Below are 20817 nucleotides of genomic sequence, written 5' to 3' on the forward strand. Positions count from 1 at the left end.
GTTTTGTAGCAGCTTCAGCCAGCGATGTCCTCTGCCAGGCTCTTGTTGGCTTTTTTGCCTTGGCGCAGCCACAGCAAGACCTTTTTGCCCGCCGTTATTCCCGGTTTCTCGATGTACAGGAACGTCAGGCTGCTGATGATGATCAGCAGACAGCTGCACAGGGCCATCAGCGGCAGAAAGGTCCAGATGTCACTAACGTCTAGATCAAGCACCAGCGGCAGGCGCTGGATGAACACCCACAGCACAAAGCCGTGCAGCAAATAGGTGCTGTAGCTAATTTCGCCGAGCCAGCGGATGCTGCGTGGTTTCAGTGCGCCGAACAGGGTGTTTCCGGACGCAACAATCACGAAAAACAACGACATGAGCAGCAATGGCCTCAGGGCGAAAGCACGGTTGAATGCCGTGAAGGCAATGGCCAATGCCAGCAGCGCGATAATCCCCGCCATTCGAGTCTGACCCCAGGCCACCAGTTGCGGCCGGCGAACCCAGTACGCAGCGCCGATGCCGCCGAGAAAGCTCGCCAGAAAGTGTTTTTTCAGCGAGTGCTCCATGCCGATCAATTCATACAAGCCGTAGATGCCGATCAGGCACAACACCGTTTGCTGCCAGCTGCCCCGGTAGATAAACACCATGCCGGCGAGGGGCAATGCCAGATAGAAAAACACCTCGTAACTCAAGGTCCAGGTGACGTTGGAGATCAGCATGCCGGTTTGGTGGTACTGGTTGACGTCTGGTCGGTCAAAGGTCAGCCAGGCCAGAGTCTGGCCAAATAACTGAATCCAGGAGTCCTTGAGCTCCCAGTTCTGCAGGTAGAACACCGTGACAAACACGATCAGCATCAGCGGCAAATACAACGGATACAGGCGAAACAATCGCGATACGGCAAAGGCCAGCCAGTCGTGCTGACGTCCCTGGGTGAGTAGTCGGCTCCAAAACAGGAAACCGGTAATCATGAAAAATAGCGCGACACTGCCTTGCCCGAGCTGCGAGTAGAAATTGCTCGGCGGAAAATCAAACACGCCTGTGCGCAGGAAAATCAAGGTAATGATCGCATGGTGCACGAACACTCCGAACGCCAGATAACCGCGTAGCCCATCAATGCTGGCATAACGGCTTTCACTGGAATGTTCGATTTGACGGGCGATTTTCGGCACGGCGCGCAACAGCAGGGCGGCGGTCAAAATGGCCAGCAGATAACCTACTAGCGCAATGAGGGGATTGGTTTCAGTCATCAATGAGCCTTGACCGGGGAGCTCCCGGCCAGCACTTGCCTGTGCAGGTTATCAACAGCGGACTTCGATGCCGTCATGGCATAGCCCTGAAGCAGGGCTTCAAAGTGTTCTTCGAACAGCCAGCGCCGGTCTACGGTGTAGCGCTGCATATGGCGCAGATTACGCTGACGCAGGGCCAGGCTCAATGAAGACGGGTAAATGCGCAGGTCGGCGACATCGATCAGACCGAACTCGCCATCTTCAAGTACCAGCACGTTACCCAGGTGCAGCGAGCGAAAATAGACACCTTGTTCATGCAGCTGAGCCATGAACTTGCCAAAACGCTCCACCAGCGCCTGGCGCACTGCGGGTGCGGTTATGCCTTGCAGGACCTGGCGCAGTGTATTGCCGGGCAGCGGCGAATAGTGCACGGCACTGCTGCCGTCCGCGAGGCGATAAAGATCAAGAGTCGGCGGGGTCGGGAACCCTATGCTGCGCAGTTGCTCGCTGTTGACAGCAAAGCGTTCGGAGTAGGGGTTGAAACTGCCTGAGGTGTACCAACGACGGCCGCGAAACAGCTTGAGGAAGCTGCCATCGAGCAGGCGCAAGACTTTGGGGCCCAGACCATCTTCTTCGATCACTTGTGCATTGGCGGTCAATTGCTGCTGGGCCGTTGGCGTCAGCGTTTTGATGGGCATCGCCAACAAGCGTCGGGCGCGCTGGTTGATGCAAAGAGCGACGATCAGCGCCAGCGGAATCCACAGCAGGAACCAGTGCTCCTTGGGTCGGGAGATGATTCCGCCACCCTCGGTAAGGCCTGCACCGATTCCGAATATCAGCCAGGTCGATGCGATTATAAACAGGGGTTGCACACGATTGCGCCAACAGCTCAACAAACTCCAGGCCTGGAAAAACATCCAAGGAAGCAAGCCAACAATCCCGACGTAATAGAGGACGCCCAAGGCAAAGCTGTGGGGTTCCTGGAAATTGATGCCGACGCCGGGATCGATGGCGAGATTGGCGCTATAACCATGACCGATCCAGGGGTGATCGGCTATTTTATTGATGGCTAGTTGCCAGATTTCGAAGCGGTAAGAGTCACCTCGCTCGATGATCATTCGAGCAAAGAGCATATAAACCGTGGCTGCGCTGGCAACCAGCGCGCCCAGCAATACGACGGAGCGACGGTTCCAGCAAATAAAACCCAGCCAGAGCGCCGCCATCGTCAGTGCAACCAGAGGCGTTCTGGAGCCGGTGGCGATTACAGCGGTGAACATGATTGCCAATGCCGGAAGACTCAGCCAGAGCATCAGTCGGCGCTTGCAGATCATGCTCATGCTCAGCCAGTAGGTCGCGTAAAAACCATACATGTGAGAACTCAGTAGCGGGTTGTCGAACGCACCCCCCCCGACCAAGCGCATACCCGGTTCGTACACGCGTGCGAACATGAACAGACTGTGGACGGTGCCGACCAGTCCGACCAGTGCCGCAGTGAACAGCAGCGGGTGAACGATTTCGCTGCGATAGCGCACCACCATGTAGCAGCCAGCGAACAGCATCAGGGTATGCAGCGGTGCTTTGAATTGACTGGCGAAGCCATCTTTTTCCGGTCCCCAGCACAAACTCACCAGCGCCCAGCCCGAGAACATCAGTACGGCACTGAAGATCGGGTCGCGGACCAATTCCTTGAGTTCGCGGGGGCGCAGACACAGGGCGATCAGCGTCGGAATGCTGAACAGGCCATAAAAAAGTTTGTGGTGCAGACTTCGGCCCGGCAAGAAGAACAGTGCGCATAGAAACAAGAGATAGCCAAGTGGAAGAATCCAGAGGCAAATGAAATCGAAAACTCGATTTGACACACTATTGAAGCCGCTGAGTTGCATGCTGAGAGATTCAATCCTGAAGTTGATCGGCCATTTCGGGGTGATGGCCAATTGATGCTTAATTCAATGCCTAACAATAACAGCCTTTAGTCGATTGCCAGAACCCTGAAGAAGCTGTGCTAAAGTCAGCGTCCTTTTTATCGACAAACGCGTGATATGACCGACTCTAGTCTCTCCGCAAGCCCATCGAGCTTGAAAATCTACTTCCGCCTGCTCGGCTATGTCCGGCCGTACATCAGTTTGTTTCTGATCAGCATTGTCGGCTTTTTGATTTTCGCTTCGACCCAGCCGATGCTCGGTTACATCCTCAAATACTTTGTCGATGGCCTGTCCAACCCTGAGGCAGTGCTTTTTCCCACGGTGCCTTACCTGCGCGACCTGCAACTGTTGCAGGCTGTACCGTTGCTGATCATTCTGATCGCCGCATGGCAGGGGCTGGGATCATATCTGGGCAATTACTTTCTGGCCAAGGTTTCCCTCGGGCTCGTCCATGACTTGCGGGTACAGCTGTTCAATAACCTGCTGGTTTTGCCCAATCGGTATTTCGACAAGCATAACTCGGGTCATCTGATTTCGCGTATCACCTTCAACGTGACGATGGTCACCGGGGCGGCCACAGATGCGATCAAGGTCGTAATCCGTGAAGGCATGACCGTGATCTTCCTGTTTGCCTCGCTGCTGTACATGAACTGGCGCCTGACGCTGGTCATGATCGCCATCCTGCCGCTGATCGCCATCATGGTGCGCACCGCGAGCAAGAAATTCCGCAAGCAGAGCAAGAAAATCCAGGTGGCCATGGGTGATGTGACCCACGTGGCGTCGGAAACCATCCAGGGCTATCGCGTGGTGCGCAGCTTTGGCGGCGAAGTCTACGAAGAGAAGCGTTTCTACGCCGCCAGTCAGGGCAACACCGACAAACAACTGCGCATGACTCGCACCGGTGCCATATACACGCCGTTGCTGCAACTGGTGATCTACAGCGCCATGGCGGTGTTGATGTTCCTGGTGCTGTTCCTGCGTGGCGATGCATCGGCCGGTGACATGGTTGCCTATATCACCTTGGCTGGCCTGTTGCCCAAGCCGATCCGCCAGTTGTCCGAAGTCAGCTCGACCATCCAGAAAGGTGTGGCGGGGGCCGAGAGTATTTTCGAACAACTGGACGTCGAGCCTGAAATCGATACCGGTACCGTCGAGCGCGACGCCGTCAGCGGTCGCCTGGACGTGCGCCATCTGAGCTTCACCTACCCGGACACTGATCGCCTGGTTCTCAATGACATCAGTTTCTCGGCCGAGCCAGGGCAAATGGTGGCGCTGGTTGGGCGGTCGGGCAGCGGCAAGTCGACTCTGGCCAACCTGATCCCGCGCTTCTACCACCACGACAAGGGCGAGATCCTGATCGATGGTGTCGAAGTGGAGCAGTACAAACTGTTGAACCTGCGCAAGCACATCGCCCAGGTGACCCAGCATGTGACGTTGTTCAGTGACACAGTGGCCAATAACATTGCTTATGGCGATCTGGCTGGCGCACCTCGTGACGCGATCGAAAGAGCCGCGAAAGATGCCTACGCAATGGATTTCATCGCGCAGTTGCCCCAAGGCCTGGACACTCAAGTCGGCGAGAACGGCGTGCTGCTGTCCGGCGGTCAGCGTCAACGCCTGGCCATTGCACGGGCCCTGTTGAAGAACGCACCCTTGTTGATTCTCGACGAAGCCACCTCGGCGCTCGACACCGAATCGGAGCGCCACATTCAGGCGGCGCTGGACCAAGTGATGAAAGGCCGGACCACGCTGGTGATCGCTCACCGTCTGTCGACCATCGAAAAGGCTGACCTGATCCTGGTGATGGATCAGGGCCGGATTGTCGAGCGCGGCACCCATGCCGAGCTTCTGGCGCAAAACGGTTACTACGCCCGCCTGAACGCCATGGGCCTCGACGCCCCGGCTGAAGACATCGCCTGACCCCTGCTCACCGGGTGCGCAATGCGCCCGGTTTTCAGCGTTTTCTGCTCAATAAATAACCAGGTCGCCCCTTAAAATCATTCCGTTACAGCCGTCGCGCAAGCCAGTGCCAACCCTGTGGTAATATCGCGCCCCTGTTCATTTTGTATGTGGGTTGCTCCATGAAGTTGTCCATGCCGCGATTCGATCAAGCCCCTGTCTTGGTGGTCGGCGATGTCATGCTCGACCGTTACTGGCATGGTGGTACCTCACGGATTTCCCCCGAGGCGCCAGTACCGGTCGTCAAGGTCGAGCAAATCGAAGACCGCCCGGGTGGTGCCGCCAACGTTGCGTTGAACATTGCTGCGCTCGGTGCTCCGGCTTCGCTGGTCGGCGTGACCGGCGACGACGAAGCTGCCGACAGCCTGGCCAATAGCCTCAAGGGTGCCGGGGTTCGTGCGTTATTCCAGCGCATCGCGCACCAGCCGACCATCGTCAAGCTGCGGGTCATGAGTCGTCACCAGCAACTGCTGCGTATCGACTTTGAAGAACCCTTCGCCACCGATGCGTTGGCGCTTGGTGTGCAAGTTGATGAATTGCTCGAAGGCATCAAGGTGCTGGTGCTGTCCGACTACGGTAAAGGCGCACTGAAAAACCATCAGGTGCTGATCCAGGCAGCCCGTGCCCGTGGCATTCCGGTACTGGCGGATCCCAAGGGCAAGGATTTCTCGATCTACCGTGGCGCCAGCCTGATCACTCCGAACCTCAGTGAGTTCGAAACCATCGTTGGTGGTTGCGCCGATGAGCACGAGCTTGTGAGCAAAGGCGCGCAGTTGATGCACGACCTGGACCTCGGCGCGTTACTCGTGACCCGTGGCGAACACGGCATGACTTTGCTGCGCCCTGATCATCCGGCATTGCACTTGCCAGCTCGCGCCCGTGAAGTGTTCGACGTGACCGGTGCCGGCGATACCGTGATCTCTACCCTGGCAGCCGCGATTGCGGCGGGCGAAGAATTGCCCCACGCGGTAGCCCTGGCCAACCTGGCGGCGGGCATCGTGGTCGGCAAACTCGGTACGGCGGCCATCAGCGCCCCGGAACTGCGTCGCGCTATCCAGCGTGAAGAAGGTTCGGAGCGCGGTGTGCTGGGCCTTGAGCAATTGCTGCTGGCGGTCGACGATGCGCGTGCGCACAAAGAGAAGATCGTTTTCACCAATGGCTGCTTCGACATTCTGCATGCCGGCCACGTGACCTATCTTGAGCAGGCGCGTGCCCAAGGTGATCGTCTGATCGTTGCGGTCAATGACGATGCTTCGGTCAGCCGCCTGAAAGGGCCGGGTCGTCCGATCAACAGCGTCGACCGTCGCATGGCGGTATTGGCTGGATTGGGCGCAGTGGACTGGGTCATCAGCTTCCCTGAAGGCACCCCGGAAAACCTGCTGCGCGAGGTCAAGCCGGACGTGTTGGTCAAGGGTGGCGACTATGGGATTGACCAAGTGGTCGGCGCGGACATCGTGACGGCTTACGGCGGCACGGTAAAAGTACTGGGGCTGGTGGCAAACAGCTCAACCACGGCGATCGTCGAAAAAATCCGCAATAACTGATTGGTTGATCGTTCCCATGCTCTGCGTGGGAATGCCTCAATGGACGCTCTGCGTCCGCTTTGGGACGCGGAGCGTGGGAACGATCTGGCGGTCAGGGGCGTGCCGCTTTGCGCGGCACGATTTTCTTCAGCAATTGCTTCGCCTTCCCGCGCAACCGCGCCAGGCCCGAGTCCTTCCTCGGTGGATTCAGCCCCTGCTGGCTCACCCAATCCTTCCAGCGAATCCGCTCATCTCGCACTACCCAGCCTTCCTGCCGGGCAAAACTCTCTGCCAGAAACAACCCACGAGTACTCGCCGGGTACAGCTGATCTTTCTTCAGCGTATAGAGCTCGGCCATCGGCTGGCCGTCCTGTAATGGCATCAGGTACAAGTCCGGGCGCTTGCGGTCGAGCCGGGCCACCAGTTGATCGCCTTCCAGCCGCTCGTCGACATGAAACAGACTCAGGGATTTGGCTTCTTTAGGCACGTCCAGGCGTAAGTCATAGATCAGTTGCAACGACGCGGTGGGCAAATGCACGTAGGCGCGCGGCCGTTCGATCAACTGAAGCCTGGCGCAACGCACCGGCCGCGCCGAACCGGACAGCGGCGTCAGGCGAAACGGCAGCGCCTCGCGATAATGCAGGGCGCTGGCATAGGGTGCCGGCAGCCACGTGTCGTTGAAACGCCCGCCGAGCCAGCCTTCCGGGGTTTCCAGCAGGCATTCTTCGGCGATTTCCTGGATCGCGGTGTGCAGCGGCAGGTTCAACTCATGGGCCGGTACGTAGCCAGAGATCAACTTGAGCACCACGTCGCCACGGTCTTGCCGACGCTGACGCACCAGCACCCAGTAATCACGATTCTGCCAATGCAGGGTCAGGCGCACCGAGACGCCGAGATTGGCCAGTTCCAACGCAAATCGTTCGGTGCTGGCCACCGTCACGAGGCGGCGACGTTGCAGGGTCTGAGAGAAATTGAGCGGCATTCCGACGCTCTGATAGCACAAGCCTTCGGGAGTCGCTTCGACGTACAGCGGCAGGGTCTTGAAGTTGTTCGGGTTCTTTCTTATGAGCGTACGCGGCATGTCGGCTCCTGCTTAAGGCCGCGCGGGCGGCATCAGTTTCTACGCAGGACCTGGGCAACGGTCGCAACGTTATGGGCGAGGTGCAGCGGATTGATGGTGCCGACAATAGCACTGGCAACACCGGGATGTTCAAACAACAACTCGAAGCTGGCGCGCACCGGGTCCACGCCTGGCCCCAGGCATACATGACCGCTGGCGAGGGCTTTTTTGATCAGGATGGCTTTGCCGTGAGCAGCAGCATAGTCAATGACAGGCTTCTCGTTCTGCTCGTTCAGATTGTAGGTGACCATTGCGCAATCACCTTGCTCCAGCGCCTTCAAACCGCCCTCGACGGTTTTGCCGGAAAAACCGAAGCCGCGAATCTTGCCTTCGGCCTTGAGCTCGGCGAGGGTCGCGTAGACCTCGCTGTCATTGAGGATTGCCAGATCGTTGCCGTCGGAGTGCACCAGCACCAGGTCGATAAAGTCGGTTTCCAGGCGTTGCAGGCTGCGCTCCACCGACAGCCGAGTGTGGGCGGCGCTGAAGTCATGGCTCGACTGGCCGTCGGTAAACTCTTCGCCGACCTTGCTGACAATCACCCAGTCTAGACGCTGGCCTCGCAGTAAGGGGCCGAGGCGTTCTTCACTGCGGCCATAAGCCGGTGCGGTGTCGATCAGGTTGATGCCCATATCGCGGGCGAGTTTGAGCAGTCGGCGGGCATCGTCGTCGTCGGGAATCTGGAAGCCGTCGGGATACTTCACGCCCTGGTCGCGGCCGAGTTTGACCGTGCCCAGGCCCAGCGGCGAAACCAGCAGGCCGGTGCTGCCCAGCGGGCGGTGCAGATCGTGCAGGGTCGGTTGGCTCATGGCAGCAGTTCATCCCAAGCGGGCACGCCCATCGGTGGTTTTGGCAGCGGTGGCAGCGGCGTGGTCTGGCCTGGCTGGATGCCGTCACGCGTCAGGTTGGCGATGACCCGGTCGGCGAAGTCCGGTGCCAGCGCCAGTTTGGTTGGCCAGCCGACCAGCAGCCGCCCCTGCTCGGCAACAAAGGCGTTGTCGGGGCGGATAAGTCCCGATTGCAGCGGCTCGGCGCGGTCCACGCGCAAGGTGGCCCATTGCGCGGTGCTCAGGTCGATCCATGGCAGCAGATGAGCGAGCTCTTGCTGGGCCGTGGCGATTTGCTCGGCGGGTTCTCGGGCAACGCCTTCGGCTTCGGCGATATCGCCTCCCATGTACCAGACCCACTGGCCATCGGCTGCCGGGTGAGTGGTCACGGTCAGGCGCGGTTTGGTGCCGCCACCCAGGCAATGGGCGTACATCGGTTTGAGGCCCGGGCCTTTGGCGATGATCATGTGCAACGGCCGGCGCTGCATGGCGGGCTGACTCAGACCCAGCGCTTCGAGCAACGCCGCCGTGCCGGCACCGGCGCTCAGGACTATGCGCTGGGCACGAATCTCGCGTTCGTCGACCTTGAGACCGACCAGAACGTTGCCTTCCAGCAAGGGTTCAATCTTCTGTCCGGCGAGCAGGCCATCACCGGCCAGATCGGCCAGGCGCTGGATCAGGCTTGGCACATCGACCACCAGTTCTGCCAGGCGATAGACCTTGCCCTTGAAGCGTTTGTCTTGCAGGGCCGGTGGCAGTTGCTCACCCTTGACCTGATCGACACGGCCGCGAACGGCCTTGCTGGCGAAGAAGCTGGTGAGGTTGCCGGCGAGCGTGCCGGGGGACCAGAGGTAGTGGGCTTCGGACAGCAGGCGTACGCCAGACAGGTCCAGCTCACCATCACCCGCCAGTGCTTCACGCCAGCGGCGCGGCATGTCGGCAATGGCTTCCGACGCCCCGGTGAGAGCGCCATGCAACGCGTACTTGGCGCCGCCGTGAATGATCCCCTGGGACATCACACTCTGCCCGCCGCCGAGGCTGGCGTTTTCCACCAGCACGGTCGAAAACCCCTGGCGGCGCAGACGCGCATTCAGCCAGAGGCCGGCGACACCAGCGCCGACAATCAGAACGTCGGTGGAAATAGGGGATGGCATGGCGGCGACCTCAGTGTTCAAGACGATGGCGCAGTATACAGACTCGAAGAAAAGGGGATTGATGGTGATCAACTGGATGGATGAAAACCTGTGGGAGCGGGCTTGTGTTTCAGGCTTTAGTGGCCTGCAGTTTTGGAGAACAACTGGATGACGACAACGCCCAGCACAATCAACGCCATCCCCAGCATCGCCGGCACATCCAGTTTCTGCCCGTAGATAAACAGTGCCGCGACGCTGACCATCACGATGCCCATGCCAGCCCATACCGCATAAGCGACGCCCACCGGAACGCTGCGCACCACCAGGGTCAGCATCCAGAAGGCAATGCCGTAACCGACAATCACCAGAACCAATGGCAGGGGCGTGCTGAAGCCTTTGACGGCTTTCATCGAAACGGTCGCGATCACTTCGGCGCAGATGGCGATGGCCAGGTAGTAGTAAGCGGTCATGGGGGCATCCTCGGGTGAAGTGTTGCTTTCTGAGATCGGCATTTTAGAGACTCTTCAGATGCGGTAAAGTCATTACCTATCTGTCCTGAAGATGGGTTGGTCTATGCAATGGAATCTTGAGCAACTGCGACTGTTTGTCAGCGTAGCGGAGCAGCGTTCTTTTTCTGCCGTGGCGCGTAATCAGCGCAAGGCGCAGTCGGCGGTCAGCAGTTCGATTGCACTGTTGGAAGAAGATTTGGGCGTGAGCCTGTTCGACCGCAGCAGTGGCCGTCAGCCGAAACTCACCGAGGCCGGCAATGCCTTGCTGGAAGAGGCGCGGGAAGTGTTGCGTCAGTGCGAGCGCCTCAATGGCCGCGCGCTGGCCATGATGCGTGGCCAGGAGGCTCGTCTGCGTGTGGCGCAGGATGAGGCCATGCCCTATCAGCCCATCATCGAAAGCTTCGAAGCCCTGGCGGAAAAATTTCCCAGCCTCGAAGTGCAACTGACCAGCGCCGCCCAAGGCGACGTCGCGCGCAAACTGGTGGAGCGCCGGGCCGATCTGGGATTGCTGTTTTATCACGACCAGATCCCCGAAGCCCTTGAGCGGCGGGTGGTGGGGAGCGTCGAGATGGTCACAGTCTGCGGCGTCGGCCATCCACTGGCGAAACAGGCTCAAGTCGATTGCCAGGGTCTGGCGCAGCATCGACAACTGTTGATGTCCACACAGTCCAGTGTCTATCCCGGCAGCGAACCGGCCAGCCCGCAAGTCTGGCGCGCGGACAGTTTCTACGTGATGGCCGAATGGCTGGTGCGCGGCCTCGGTTGGGCCTGGTTGCCACGGCATGTAGTGCAATACCCGGCCTATCAAGGCCTGATGGTTGAGTTGAGCAGCGAATGGACCCCGCCGGCGCTGGTGGTGGAACTGGTATGGCGTCGTGATGAACCGCTGGGCCCGGCTGCTCGCTGGTTGGCGGAACGTTTTGCCGTGCACTTGCAGGCGATCGGCGAGAAAAGTCGATAAACTCCGCCGCCATGAATAGAACTCTCTATACCGCGCTGTTTTACCTGGGGCTGCCACTGGTAGCGATTCGGCTGTGGCTGCGGGCGCGTAAGGCGCCGGCGTACGCCAAGCGTATTGGCGAGCGTTTCTCCCTTGGACTGCCGGTGATGAAGCCGGGCGGTATCTGGGTGCACGCGGTGTCGGTGGGCGAAAGCATTGCCGCGGCGCCGATGATTCGTGCCTTGCTGCAACGTTATCCACAGTTACCGATAACCGTGACCTGCATGACCCCGACCGGCTCCGAGCGCATCCTGGCCTTGTTCGCCAACGAGCCGCGCATCCAGCACTGCTATTTGCCCTACGATTTGCCCTGCGCCGCTGCGCGCTTCCTTGATCGGGTCCGGCCAACGCTGGCGGTGATCATGGAAACCGAACTCTGGCCCAACCACATCCACCAATGCGCCAAACGCGGTATTCCCGTGGCACTGGCCAACGCGCGACTGTCCGAACGCTCGGCCAAGGGCTATGGCCGCTTTCGCAAACTGACACAGCCGATGCTTGCCGAGATGAGCCTGTTTGCGGTACAGACCGAGGCTGAAGCCCGGCGCTTCCAGGAGTTGGGCGCGCGTCCTGACACCGTGGAGGTTACCGGCTCGATCAAGTTCGACGTCACCATCGACCCGCAATTGCTGCAACGTGCCGTCGAACTGCGCACTCAGTGGCAGGCGCTCCATCGGCCGGTGTGGATCGCCGCCAGTACCCATGAAGGCGAAGACGAAGTGGTCCTCGCGGCTCATCGCCAGTTGCTGGCCAATCATCCCGATGCGTTGCTGATTCTGGTGCCGCGCCATCCGGAGCGTTTCAACGCAGTGTTCGAGCTGTGTCAGCAGCAGGGCTTTGCGACGCTGCGTCGTTCCACGGGCGAGCCGGTGACCTCGGCCACCTCGGTGCTGGTGGGGGACACCATGGGCGAATTGCTGTTTCTCTACGCCTTGGCCGACAGCGCTTTCGTGGGGGGCAGCCTGGTGCCGAACGGCGGGCATAACCTGCTGGAACCGGCCGCGCTGGCCAAGCCTGTCCTGAGCGGCCCGCACCTGTTCAACTTCCTCGAAATCGCCGCGCAATTGCGCAGCGCCGGGGCGTTGCAGGAAGTGGAGGATGCCGAAGGTCTGGCGCTGGCAGTGCAGCGGCTGTTCGAGTTGCCGCGCGATGCGCAGCGGATGGCAGAGGCGGGGCTTAAGGTGATGCGCACCAATCAAGGGGCGTTGCAGCGGTTGCTGGATGGGCTGGGGCGGTTGATCGATCGCTGATAAATGAGGTGAGAGGGTAATTCCCTCTCACCACATCGGTGACCTGTTACTGCGGAGGTCTTGCTTTCAATTGCTCTTCCGCTGCCTTCGCCAGACCCGGTGGCAGGAAGTCCTTGTCGGGGTTGTAGTCGGCCTTGAGGTAACGCTTCAGGTCTTCCAGATCACCCGGGCTTAAAGTGCCGGCCTGCTGTTTCAAGCGCAGGTTGTCGAGGATGTAGTCGTAGCGAGTGTTGTTGTAGTCGCGTACCGAGGTGTACAGCGATCGCTGCGCATCCAGTACGTCGACGATATTGCGTGTCCCTACCTGATAACCGATTTCGGTCGCTTCCACCGCACTCTGGTTGGAGATGATCGACTGCTTGCGCGCCGAAACCTGATCAACATCAGTGTTCACCGCGCGGTGGAGATTGCGGGTGCTTTCCACGATTTGCCGACGCAGCGCTTCGCGTTGCTGCTCGGTCTGGTCCAGCTGGGCATACGATTGACGCACCTGGGAGGTGGTCAGGCCACCGCTGTAGATCGGGATGTTCAATTGCAGGCCCAGGGTCGTTTGCTCGACGTTGCCACTGTACGGTTGACCAAAGCCGTTCGGGTTGCTGAAACCCAGTGCGTCGTTGTCACCTTTTTCGTATTTCGCCACAGCGTCGACCGTCGGTAAATGACCGGCCTTGCGCTGCTTGAGGGTTTGTTCTGCGGCACTGACCGCGTAGTTGCTGGCCAGCAAATTCAGGTTCTGTCTGGCCGCCGTATCGACCCAGGCTTTGGCGTCGTTCGGAGACGGGGGCAAGATCGGCAGGCTGTGGGTGACGCCCCATATCGAACTGTACTGACGGTTGGTCAGGGTGATCAGGGCTTCAAACGCATCATCGACCTGACGCTGCGCAACGATCCGGTTGGCGCGTGCGGTGTCGTAGCTGGCTTGTGAGTTGAGCACGTCGGTCTTGTCCGACAGGCCGACGTCGAAACGTTCATTGGACTGGTCGAGCTGGCGTTTGAAGGCCGCTTCTTCGGCCTTGGTCGACGCCAGGTTGTCCTGGGTGCGCAACACGTTGAAGTAATTTTCAGCGGTCTGCAGGATCAGGTTTTGCTCGGTGGCCGAGAGTTGCAGGGCGGCCTGTTCGTTGACGTCCTTGGCGGCCTGGAACTGGAACCAGCGATCGGCGCGGAACAGTGGCTGCGCCAAGGTGGCCTGATACGAATTTGCGCTGCGATTGGCGGTCGATGAAGGCTGATCGATAGAGGTGCGCACGTTGGCCAGTTCGGCACCGCCCGAAAGATTGGGCAGCAAGCCGGCACGGGCCTGGGGTACGACTTCTTTCTGTGCGCCGTATTGAGCAATGGCCGCCGCAAGGTCGGCATTGTTGGCCTTCGCTTCCTGGTAGACGCTCACCAGATCGTTTTTGTTTGATACGGGCGCTTCTGCTGCCCAGGCCATCCCATTGGACGCACAAGACACGGCAATAACCAGTGAAAGTTTGCGCAGCATAGGCGTTCCCTAGAATAAATATTACACAAATAATTTGAGCGCCAAGGCTAAGGCGCGGCGCGTACCACGTCAATGCGTGGCTTGGCGTAGCGAGTGTAGTTGCGCCAGAGGGCGTGAACAATCCGGAATGCGCCATTCATCATGGTGTTTGTAGCGGTATTGGCGTTCTCTGCCAGTTGTGTCTAGACTGGCCGGGTTCTTGTCGGGGTGCCTTGCTATGAGGCTGAGATCGAATAATTTCGGATCCCGTTGAACCTGATCAGGTTAGCGCCTGCGTAGGGAACAAGATTTCTCGTCACCCGGCGAGTCCTCTTGTGCTTCGTCCGGGATGTTGTTCGACAATCGAACACCCCTCGAGCACTGAGCACAGCACTGCTGGTTTCCCCAGCGCCCGTGCGTCCATTCGTTTACAGGTTCGCTCCGACAAAAATCCACTGCCTGGATGTGTGTCTGGAGAGCCCGTGATGACGATAAAACCAAAAAATACGATGAACCTGAGTGATTCGGCCCAAGTCGATCAGCAATCGGTTCAACCGTTTACCCGCTCGCAAAAAATCTATGTCCAGGGCTCGCGTCCCGACATTCTCGTGCCCATGCGCGAAATCAGCCTTGATGTCACCCCGACCGATTTTGGTGGCGAGATCAACGCGCCGGTGGTTGTGTACGACACCTCGGGCCCGTACACCGACCCCAATGTCATCATCGACGTGCGCAAAGGCCTGGCCGATGTGCGTTCAGCGTGGATCGAGTCCCGCGGCGACACCGAGCGCCTGCCGGGCTTGAGCTCGAACTTCGGCCAGGAGCGCCTCGCTGATGCCGAACTGACCAAACTGCGCTTCGCTCACGTCAATAACCCACGCCGCGCCAAGGCCGGGGCCAACGTCAGCCAGATGCACTACGCCCGCAAAGGCATCATCACCGCCGAGATGGAATACGTCGCCATCCGCGAAAACATGAAGCTTGAAGTGGCTCGTGCCGCCGGGCTGCTGGACCAGCAACACGCCGGTCACAGCTTCGGCGCCAGCGTGCCGAAAATCATCACCCCCGAATTCGTCCGTGAAGAAATCGCCCGCGGTCGCGCAATTATTCCGGCCAACATCAACCACACCGAACTGGAACCGATGATCATCGGCCGTAACTTCCTGGTGAAGATCAACGGCAACATCGGCAACAGCGCGCTGGGTTCGTCCATCGAAGAAGAAGTGGCGAAGCTGACCTGGGGCATTCGCTGGGGTTCGGACACGGTCATGGACCTGTCCACCGGCAAACACATTCACGAAACCCGCGAGTGGATCATCCGTAACTCGCCGGTGCCGATCGGTACCGTGCCGATCTACCAGGCCCTGGAAAAAGTCGGTGGCGCCGCAGAAGACCTGACCTGGGAGTTGTTCCGCGACACGCTGATCGAGCAGGCCGAGCAGGGCGTCGACTACTTCACCATCCATGCCGGCGTTCTGCTGCGCTACGTGCCGCTGACCGCCAAGCGCGTGACCGGTATCGTTTCCCGTGGCGGCTCGATCATGGCCAAGTGGTGCCTGGCGCACCACAAGGAAAACTTCCTCTACACCCATTTCGAAGACATCTGCGAAATCATGAAGGCCTACGACGTCAGCTTCTCGCTGGGCGATGGCCTGCGTCCGGGCTCGATTGCCGACGCCAACGACGCCGCGCAATTCGGTGAGCTGGAAACCCTCGGCGAGCTGACCAAGATCGCCTGGAAACACGACGTGCAGTGCATGATCGAAGGCCCGGGCCACGTGCCGATGCAGTTGATCAAAGAGAACATGGACAAGCAGCTGGAATGCTGTGACGAGGCACCGTTCTACACCCTTGGCCCGCTGACCACCGACATCGCGCCGGGTTACGACCACATCACCTCGGGGATCGGTGCGGCAATGATCGGCTGGTTCGGTTGCGCCATGCTGTGCTACGTGACGCCGAAGGAACACCTGGGCCTGCCGAACAAGGATGACGTGAAGACCGGGATCATCACCTACAAGATCGCCGCGCATGCCGCCGATCTGGCCAAAGGGCATCCGGGTGCGCAGATTCGCGACAATGCCTTGAGCAAGGCGCGGTTCGAATTCCGTTGGGAAGACCAGTTCAACCTCGGTCTGGATCCGGACACCGCCCGTTCGTATCACGATGAAACCCTGCCGAAGGACTCGGCCAAGGTCGCGCACTTCTGCTCCATGTGCGGTCCGAAATTCTGCTCGATGAAGATCACCCAGGAAGTCCGCGAATACGCGGCCAACCAGCGGATCGAAACCGTGGATGCCGAGGTTGCCCAAGGATTGGCGGAACAGGCTGAGCGGTTCAAGCAGGAAGGCAGTCAGCTTTACAAAAAGGTTTAAGCGGCAAGCGGCAAGCTGCAAGTTAGAAGCGCGCATAACGCCTGCTTCTCACTTGCAGCTTAAAGCTTGCGGCTTGTGGCTATCATCTCTATGAGTCAACACCCTTGAGCATTCAACCGAGTACGTATTCCCCCGACATCGCGGTTCCGACCGACAAACGTGTGTTCGGCGGCCGCGATCTGTTTTCCCTGTGGTTCTCCCTCGGCATCGGCTTGATGGTGCTGCAGACCGGCGCACTGCTCGCGCCAGGCCTGGGCCTGTCCGGTTCGTTGCTGGCGATCTTTCTCGGCACCCTGGTCGGCGTTTTGCTGCTGGCCGCCGTCGGCGTGATTGGCAGCGACACCGGCCTGTCGTCGATGGCCGCGCTCAAACTCAGCCTCGGCAAACGAGGTGCGAGCTTGCCGGCCGTGTTGAACTTGCTGCAACTGATCGGTTGGGGTTCGTTCGAAATCATTGTCATGCGCGACGCCGCCAGCCTGTTGGGCGCGCGGGCCTTCAGCGAAGGCAGCCTGCTGTCGAATCCGCTGCTCTGGACCTTGTTCTTCGGCGCGTTGGCGACTTTGCTGGCCGTCAGCGGTCCGTTGACCTTCGTGCGGCAAATCCTGCGCAAGTGGGGCATCTGGCTGTTGCTGGCCGCGTGCATCTGGCTGACCTGGAACCTGTTCGCCAAAGCCGATCTGCCCGCCTTGTGGGCGCAGGCCGGTGATGGAACGATGCCGTTCGCCGTGGGTTTCGACATTGCCATCGCGATGCCGCTGTCCTGGCTGCCGCTGATTGCCGACTACTCGCGTTTCGGCAAGCGTGCGAAAAACGTCTTCGGCGGCACGGCCATCGGTTTCTTTATCGGCAATTTCTGGTTGATGAGCCTGGGCGTGGCCTACACCCTGGCGTTCGCGCCGAGCGGTGAAGTGAATGCCTTGCTGCTGGCGCTGGCCGGTGCCGGCCTTGGCATTCCGCTGCTGCTGATCCTGTTGGACGAGTCGGAAAACGCCTTCGCCGATATTCACTCGGCCGCCGTTTCCAGCGGGATTTTGTTGCGCTTGAAAGTCGAGCATCTGGCGCTGGCCATCGGCGTGATCTGCACACTGATCGCGTGCCTGGCGCCACTGGCGCAGTACCAGAACTTTCTGCTGTTGATCGGTTCGGTGTTTGCGCCGCTGTTCGGCGTGGTGCTGGTGGATCACTTCATCTTGCGCAAACGCTCGGCTCTAGTGGTGTCAGCCGCCTTGCGCTGGCCGGCGTTGCTCGCCTGGTTGGGCGGGGTGAGCACCTATCATTTGCTGGCCAATCTGTATCCGGATATCGGTGCAACCCTGCCGTCGTTGATTCTGGCAGGGCTGCTGCAGTTGGTGCTGGGCCGGGCCTTCAGCTACGGCCGGGAAACAGCTCGGGCTTGATGATGCCATTCAGGCGTGGGTAGGGGATCTTCAGTTCGATATGGCCCAGCGCGTAAGGCGCGATGGTGCTGGTTTCATATTTGAGGATCACCCCGCCGTAGGTCAGCGCCACGTTCTGGGTCTTCTGGAAAGGCCAGCTCTTCACGAACTCCGGTTCCTGATCGAGCTTGGTGCTGATCAGCCAGCTGTTGTGCGCGACCTGTGCTGCCTTCCAGAAGGCTTCTTCCTGGCCTGGCATCAACATGTCCGACAGGGCCAGGACTTTGTGCTGCTGGCGTGAATAGTTGATAAAGCCGCGACCCGGTGTGCCATGAGCGCCGCCGGTATCCAGGTAGCTGGAAAATTCGACGATCACCAAGCCGTCATGCTGCTCACGTACTTTGGCTTGCAGGTAACTGCTGGAGCGCGGAGCGGCCGTGCGCAAAAACTCGTCACGATAGGCCGTCAGCGTGGGTGCCGCTGGGGCGTCCGGTGACGTGCGGGTCAATTGCAGCAGGCGCTTTTCGACGATGGCGTCCAGCTGCGGTTCGGCGGGGAAGCGTATCGTATCGATGTTTACCAGCGGGCATTCCGATGTGGTGCACCCCGGTTTCAGGGTTTCGGTGGCGTCGCGAGTGGTTTCCAGCGGCGCCCGGTAGCTCGGCTGAAACAGGCTCTGGCAGGCGCCCAGCGTCAGGGCGATTGCGGCCACGGAGGCAATTTTAAAAAGCGACATGGGCGTCCTTTGCAAAAAAGGGAAAGGCAAAAAGTTATCCGCTTCGACTATCAACGAAGCAGTCAGTTCGCCACTAAGCTAATTAGAGTTGGTTTCGCCCTCACCGTCTATCCCGCTGACGGGAAAGGGGCTGCATCAAATGTCGCAGGCGCGTTAGGATGGCGCGAAGTCGAGGTTGCAAGTAACAAAAAGGAGCCTCGTAATGGATTTGCAGTAAAGAGGATAGTCATGACTGATTTTGCCAACGCCATTCCGACCGCCGTTGATATCGTTCGGCGCGAAAAGTGCTACGAGGGCTTTTATAAGCTCGACCGTGTGCACTTGCGCCACGAACTGTTCGCCGGTGGTATGAGTCGCGAGATCAATCGTGAAGTGTTCGTTCGTCACGATGCGGTGTGCGTGCTGCCTTACGACCCGCAACGCGACGAAGTGGTGCTGATCGAGCAATTTCGTGTCGGTGCCATGGGCAAGACCGACAACCCTTGGCTGATCGAGCTGGTCGCTGGTCTGATCGACAAGGAAGAAGTGCCGGAAGAAGTTGCTCACCGCGAAGGGCAGGAGGAAGCTGGGCTTGTGTTCGGGGCGCTCTGGCCGATGATCAAATATTTCCCGTCGCCGGGCGGCAGCAATGAATTTGTGCACCTGTTCCTGGGGCGTTGCGACACGAACGGGGTTGGCGGCCTGCATGGGCTGGAGGAAGAAGCTGAAGATATCCGCGTCACGGTCTGGGCGTTCGAAGATGCCCTGCAAGCCGTACGTGACGGACGAATTGCCAACGCGGCCAGCATCATTGCCTTGCAATGGTTAGCTTTAAACCGCGCTGAAGTGAGGGGGTTATGGTCGTAAACAAGCTGCGCGATCGTTATAGGGTGGACCTTGTGGGGCTGCAAGCTTCCTGCGAGGCGAACTACGCGCGCTTGATGCGACTGCTGCCAGACATGCGTGACGAGCCGGCGGCGCGGCGCATTGCCGTGACCCACGGCGAACAGATGCTCGGCGTGCTGGCGCTGGAAGTGTTGCAGGTCTGTCCGTACACCACGACCCTGCAAGTGCGCCAGGAGCACAGCCTGCCCTGGCTGCCGATACCGCAATTGGAAGTGCAGGTCTATCACGACGCCTGCATGGCCGAAGTCGTCAGCGCCGAACATGCACGGCGTTTTCGCAGCATCTATCCTTACCCGAATGCGTCGATGCACCAGCCGGACGAAAAGGCCCAGCTGAATATGTTTCTGGGGGAATGGCTGAGCCATTGTCTGGCCTGCGGGCATGAGTACGCCGTCGTTCGGTAGTAGTTGTGAACTGCGTCTGGCTCACGGATTTCCCCTTTTGAGCGTCCCCCAGCATAATTGCGGTACCCATCCACACCCGTGATTCAGCCCTGGGAGAACGCCTTGCCGAGCGTATCCACATTGACCACCGCCGATCCGGCGTTGCTGGTGCAACTCTCCGACAGCCATTTGTTCGCCGAAGCGGACGGAACGTTGCTGGGCATGAACACCCGGGACAGCCTGCAAAAAGTCATCGAGTTGGTGCAGCTTCAGCAACCGCATATCGACTTGGTCATCGCCAGTGGCGATTTGTCTCAGGACGGGACGCTGGAGTCTTACCAGCAGTTTCGCGAGCTCACCCAACAGCTCGATGCGCCGGCGCGCTGGATTCCGGGCAATCACGATGAACCACAGATCATGGCCGAGGCGGCGGTGCAGAGCGCGTTGCTGGAGCCGGTGGTGGATGTGGCTAACTGGCGGGTCACGTTGCTCGATTCGGCCGTGCCGGGTTCGGTGCCGGGGTATTTGCAGGATGAGCAGTTGCAGTTGTTGGCTCGGTCGCTGAGTGAAGCGCCGGAGCGGCATCATCTGGTGTGTTTTCACCATCATCCGGTGTCGATTGGCTGTGCGTGGATGGAGCCGATCGGGTTGCGCAACCCTGAGGCGTTGTTTGCGGTGCTCGATCGTTTTCCGCAGGTGCGGGCTGTTTTATGGGGGCATGTGCATCAGGAGATTGATCAGCTGCGCAAGGGGGTGCGCCTGATTGCCTCGCCTTCGACCTGTATTCAGTTTGAGCCGGGCAGCGATGATTTCAAGGTCGGGGGGCAGGCTCCGGGGTATCGCTGGTTGCGGCTCCTGCCTGATGGCCAGCTCGAAACGGGTGTCGAGCGGGTCACCGGGTTCGATTTTCAGGTTGATTACGGTTCGAGCGGTTACTGACGGTTTTTTGGTCTTTACCTTGGCGGCCTGACAGCCGACCAGGTTCTTGCTTGTCGGGTACATATCCATTTCTGCGGTAACGGCGGCTGGCGGTTTCGCCCTTACGGCGAGGCACTTGTGCGCCCAGCATGGGCGCCATCCTAGAGGTGAAAGTCCTCTCTTGAGCTGGCCACAGCGAATGAAGCGAAGCGCAACTGCATGAGGGTG

Annotated in this window: 17 protein-coding genes and 1 riboswitch; of the genes, 9 read left to right on the top strand and 8 right to left on the bottom strand. The window is 59.6% G+C overall.

Annotated features, from left to right (window positions below; translation table 11 throughout):
• Positions 1-14: 14 nt before the first annotated feature.
• Positions 15-1232, bottom strand: coding sequence for an acyltransferase (locus tag J2Y56_RS24335; RefSeq protein WP_310353175.1), 1218 nt, complete (start codon positions 1230-1232; stop codon positions 15-17).
• Positions 1232-3094 carry an O-antigen ligase family protein gene (locus tag J2Y56_RS24340; RefSeq protein WP_310353177.1) on the bottom strand — a complete coding sequence of 621 codons (1863 nt, stop codon included), beginning with the start codon at positions 3092-3094 and terminating at the stop codon, positions 1232-1234. Before J2Y56_RS24340 ends, J2Y56_RS24335 begins: the two co-directional genes overlap by 1 nt.
• 156 nt (positions 3095-3250) lie before the next feature.
• On the opposite strand from J2Y56_RS24340, the gene msbA reads away from it, so the two are divergent.
• The gene (gene msbA, locus J2Y56_RS24345) at positions 3251-5053 is read left to right on the top strand and encodes a lipid A export permease/ATP-binding protein MsbA (RefSeq protein WP_007946998.1); all 1803 of its coding nucleotides are present in this window, start codon (positions 3251-3253) and stop codon (positions 5051-5053) included.
• A 161-nt stretch (positions 5054-5214) separates the two neighbouring features.
• On the top strand, positions 5215-6636 hold the full coding sequence (gene hldE, locus J2Y56_RS24350) for a bifunctional D-glycero-beta-D-manno-heptose-7-phosphate kinase/D-glycero-beta-D-manno-heptose 1-phosphate adenylyltransferase HldE (RefSeq protein ID WP_150782398.1): 1422 nt from the start codon (positions 5215-5217) through the stop codon (positions 6634-6636).
• A gap of 91 nt (positions 6637-6727) precedes the next feature.
• Here hldE and J2Y56_RS24355 read toward each other — a convergent pair whose 3' ends face one another.
• From J2Y56_RS24355 to J2Y56_RS24370, 4 genes are all read right to left on the bottom strand, one after another.
• Positions 6728-7696: a metal ABC transporter ATPase gene (locus J2Y56_RS24355; protein ID WP_150782399.1), complete on the bottom strand. Its 969-nt coding sequence runs from the start codon at positions 7694-7696 to the stop codon at positions 6728-6730.
• A 32-nt stretch (positions 7697-7728) separates the two neighbouring features.
• Positions 7729-8541: an aldo/keto reductase gene (locus J2Y56_RS24360; protein WP_007946995.1), complete on the bottom strand. Its 813-nt coding sequence runs from the start codon at positions 8539-8541 to the stop codon at positions 7729-7731.
• Positions 8538-9713, bottom strand: coding sequence for an FAD-dependent oxidoreductase (locus tag J2Y56_RS24365; RefSeq protein WP_310353183.1), 1176 nt, complete (start codon positions 9711-9713; stop codon positions 8538-8540). The genes J2Y56_RS24360 and J2Y56_RS24365 overlap by 4 nt, the downstream gene beginning before the upstream one ends.
• Before the next feature lie 116 nt (positions 9714-9829).
• Positions 9830-10162 (bottom strand): multidrug efflux SMR transporter, encoded by a 333-nt coding sequence (locus tag J2Y56_RS24370; RefSeq protein ID WP_015093202.1) that lies wholly within the window; start codon positions 10160-10162, stop codon positions 9830-9832.
• Positions 10163-10265: 103 nt separating this feature from the next.
• Between J2Y56_RS24370 and J2Y56_RS24375 the strand changes: the two genes are divergently transcribed.
• The gene (locus J2Y56_RS24375; RefSeq protein WP_310353184.1) at positions 10266-11162 is read left to right on the top strand and encodes a LysR family transcriptional regulator; all 897 of its coding nucleotides are present in this window, start codon (positions 10266-10268) and stop codon (positions 11160-11162) included.
• A gap of 11 nt (positions 11163-11173) precedes the next feature.
• The gene (waaA, locus tag J2Y56_RS24380; RefSeq protein ID WP_310353187.1) at positions 11174-12451 is read left to right on the top strand and encodes a lipid IV(A) 3-deoxy-D-manno-octulosonic acid transferase; all 1278 of its coding nucleotides are present in this window, start codon (positions 11174-11176) and stop codon (positions 12449-12451) included.
• Between the two features lie 46 nt (positions 12452-12497).
• Here waaA and J2Y56_RS24385 read toward each other — a convergent pair whose 3' ends face one another.
• Complete coding sequence (locus J2Y56_RS24385; protein ID WP_007946990.1) at positions 12498-13937, bottom strand: TolC family outer membrane protein; 1440 nt, start codon at positions 13935-13937, stop codon at positions 12498-12500.
• A 193-nt stretch (positions 13938-14130) separates the two neighbouring features.
• Positions 14131-14236: riboswitch (TPP riboswitch) on the top strand.
• A gap of 165 nt (positions 14237-14401) precedes the next feature.
• On the opposite strand from J2Y56_RS24385, the gene thiC reads away from it, so the two are divergent.
• Entirely contained in the window at positions 14402-16291 is a 1890-nt protein-coding gene (gene thiC, locus J2Y56_RS24390) for a phosphomethylpyrimidine synthase ThiC (RefSeq protein WP_310353190.1), read from the top strand.
• Positions 16292-16395: 104 nt separating this feature from the next.
• A complete protein-coding gene (gene cytX / locus J2Y56_RS24395; RefSeq protein WP_310353193.1) occupies positions 16396-17688 on the top strand; it encodes a putative hydroxymethylpyrimidine transporter CytX in 1293 nt (430 codons plus the stop codon).
• Here the strand turns inward: cytX and J2Y56_RS24400 are convergent.
• A complete protein-coding gene (locus J2Y56_RS24400) occupies positions 17657-18403 on the bottom strand; it encodes an RsiV family protein (protein WP_310353195.1) in 747 nt (248 codons plus the stop codon). The genes cytX and J2Y56_RS24400 overlap by 32 nt on opposite strands.
• A gap of 228 nt (positions 18404-18631) precedes the next feature.
• Between J2Y56_RS24400 and J2Y56_RS24405 the strand changes: the two genes are divergently transcribed.
• The 3 genes from J2Y56_RS24405 (at position 18632) to cpdA (ending at position 20610) form a co-directional block, all read left to right on the top strand.
• Positions 18632-19249: an NUDIX domain-containing protein gene (locus J2Y56_RS24405; RefSeq protein WP_007946986.1), complete on the top strand. Its 618-nt coding sequence runs from the start codon at positions 18632-18634 to the stop codon at positions 19247-19249.
• Positions 19240-19692 (top strand): DUF1249 domain-containing protein, encoded by a 453-nt coding sequence (locus tag J2Y56_RS24410; protein ID WP_310353198.1) that lies wholly within the window; start codon positions 19240-19242, stop codon positions 19690-19692. Before J2Y56_RS24405 ends, J2Y56_RS24410 begins: the two co-directional genes overlap by 10 nt.
• Positions 19693-19794: 102 nt before the next feature.
• A complete protein-coding gene (cpdA, locus tag J2Y56_RS24415; RefSeq protein WP_310338718.1) occupies positions 19795-20610 on the top strand; it encodes a 3',5'-cyclic-AMP phosphodiesterase in 816 nt (271 codons plus the stop codon).
• The last annotated feature ends 207 nt before the right edge of the window (positions 20611-20817 follow it).

The sequence above is a fragment of the Pseudomonas sp. BE134 genome (genome assembly GCF_031456105.1).
GTDB lineage: Bacteria > Pseudomonadota > Gammaproteobacteria > Pseudomonadales > Pseudomonadaceae > Aquipseudomonas.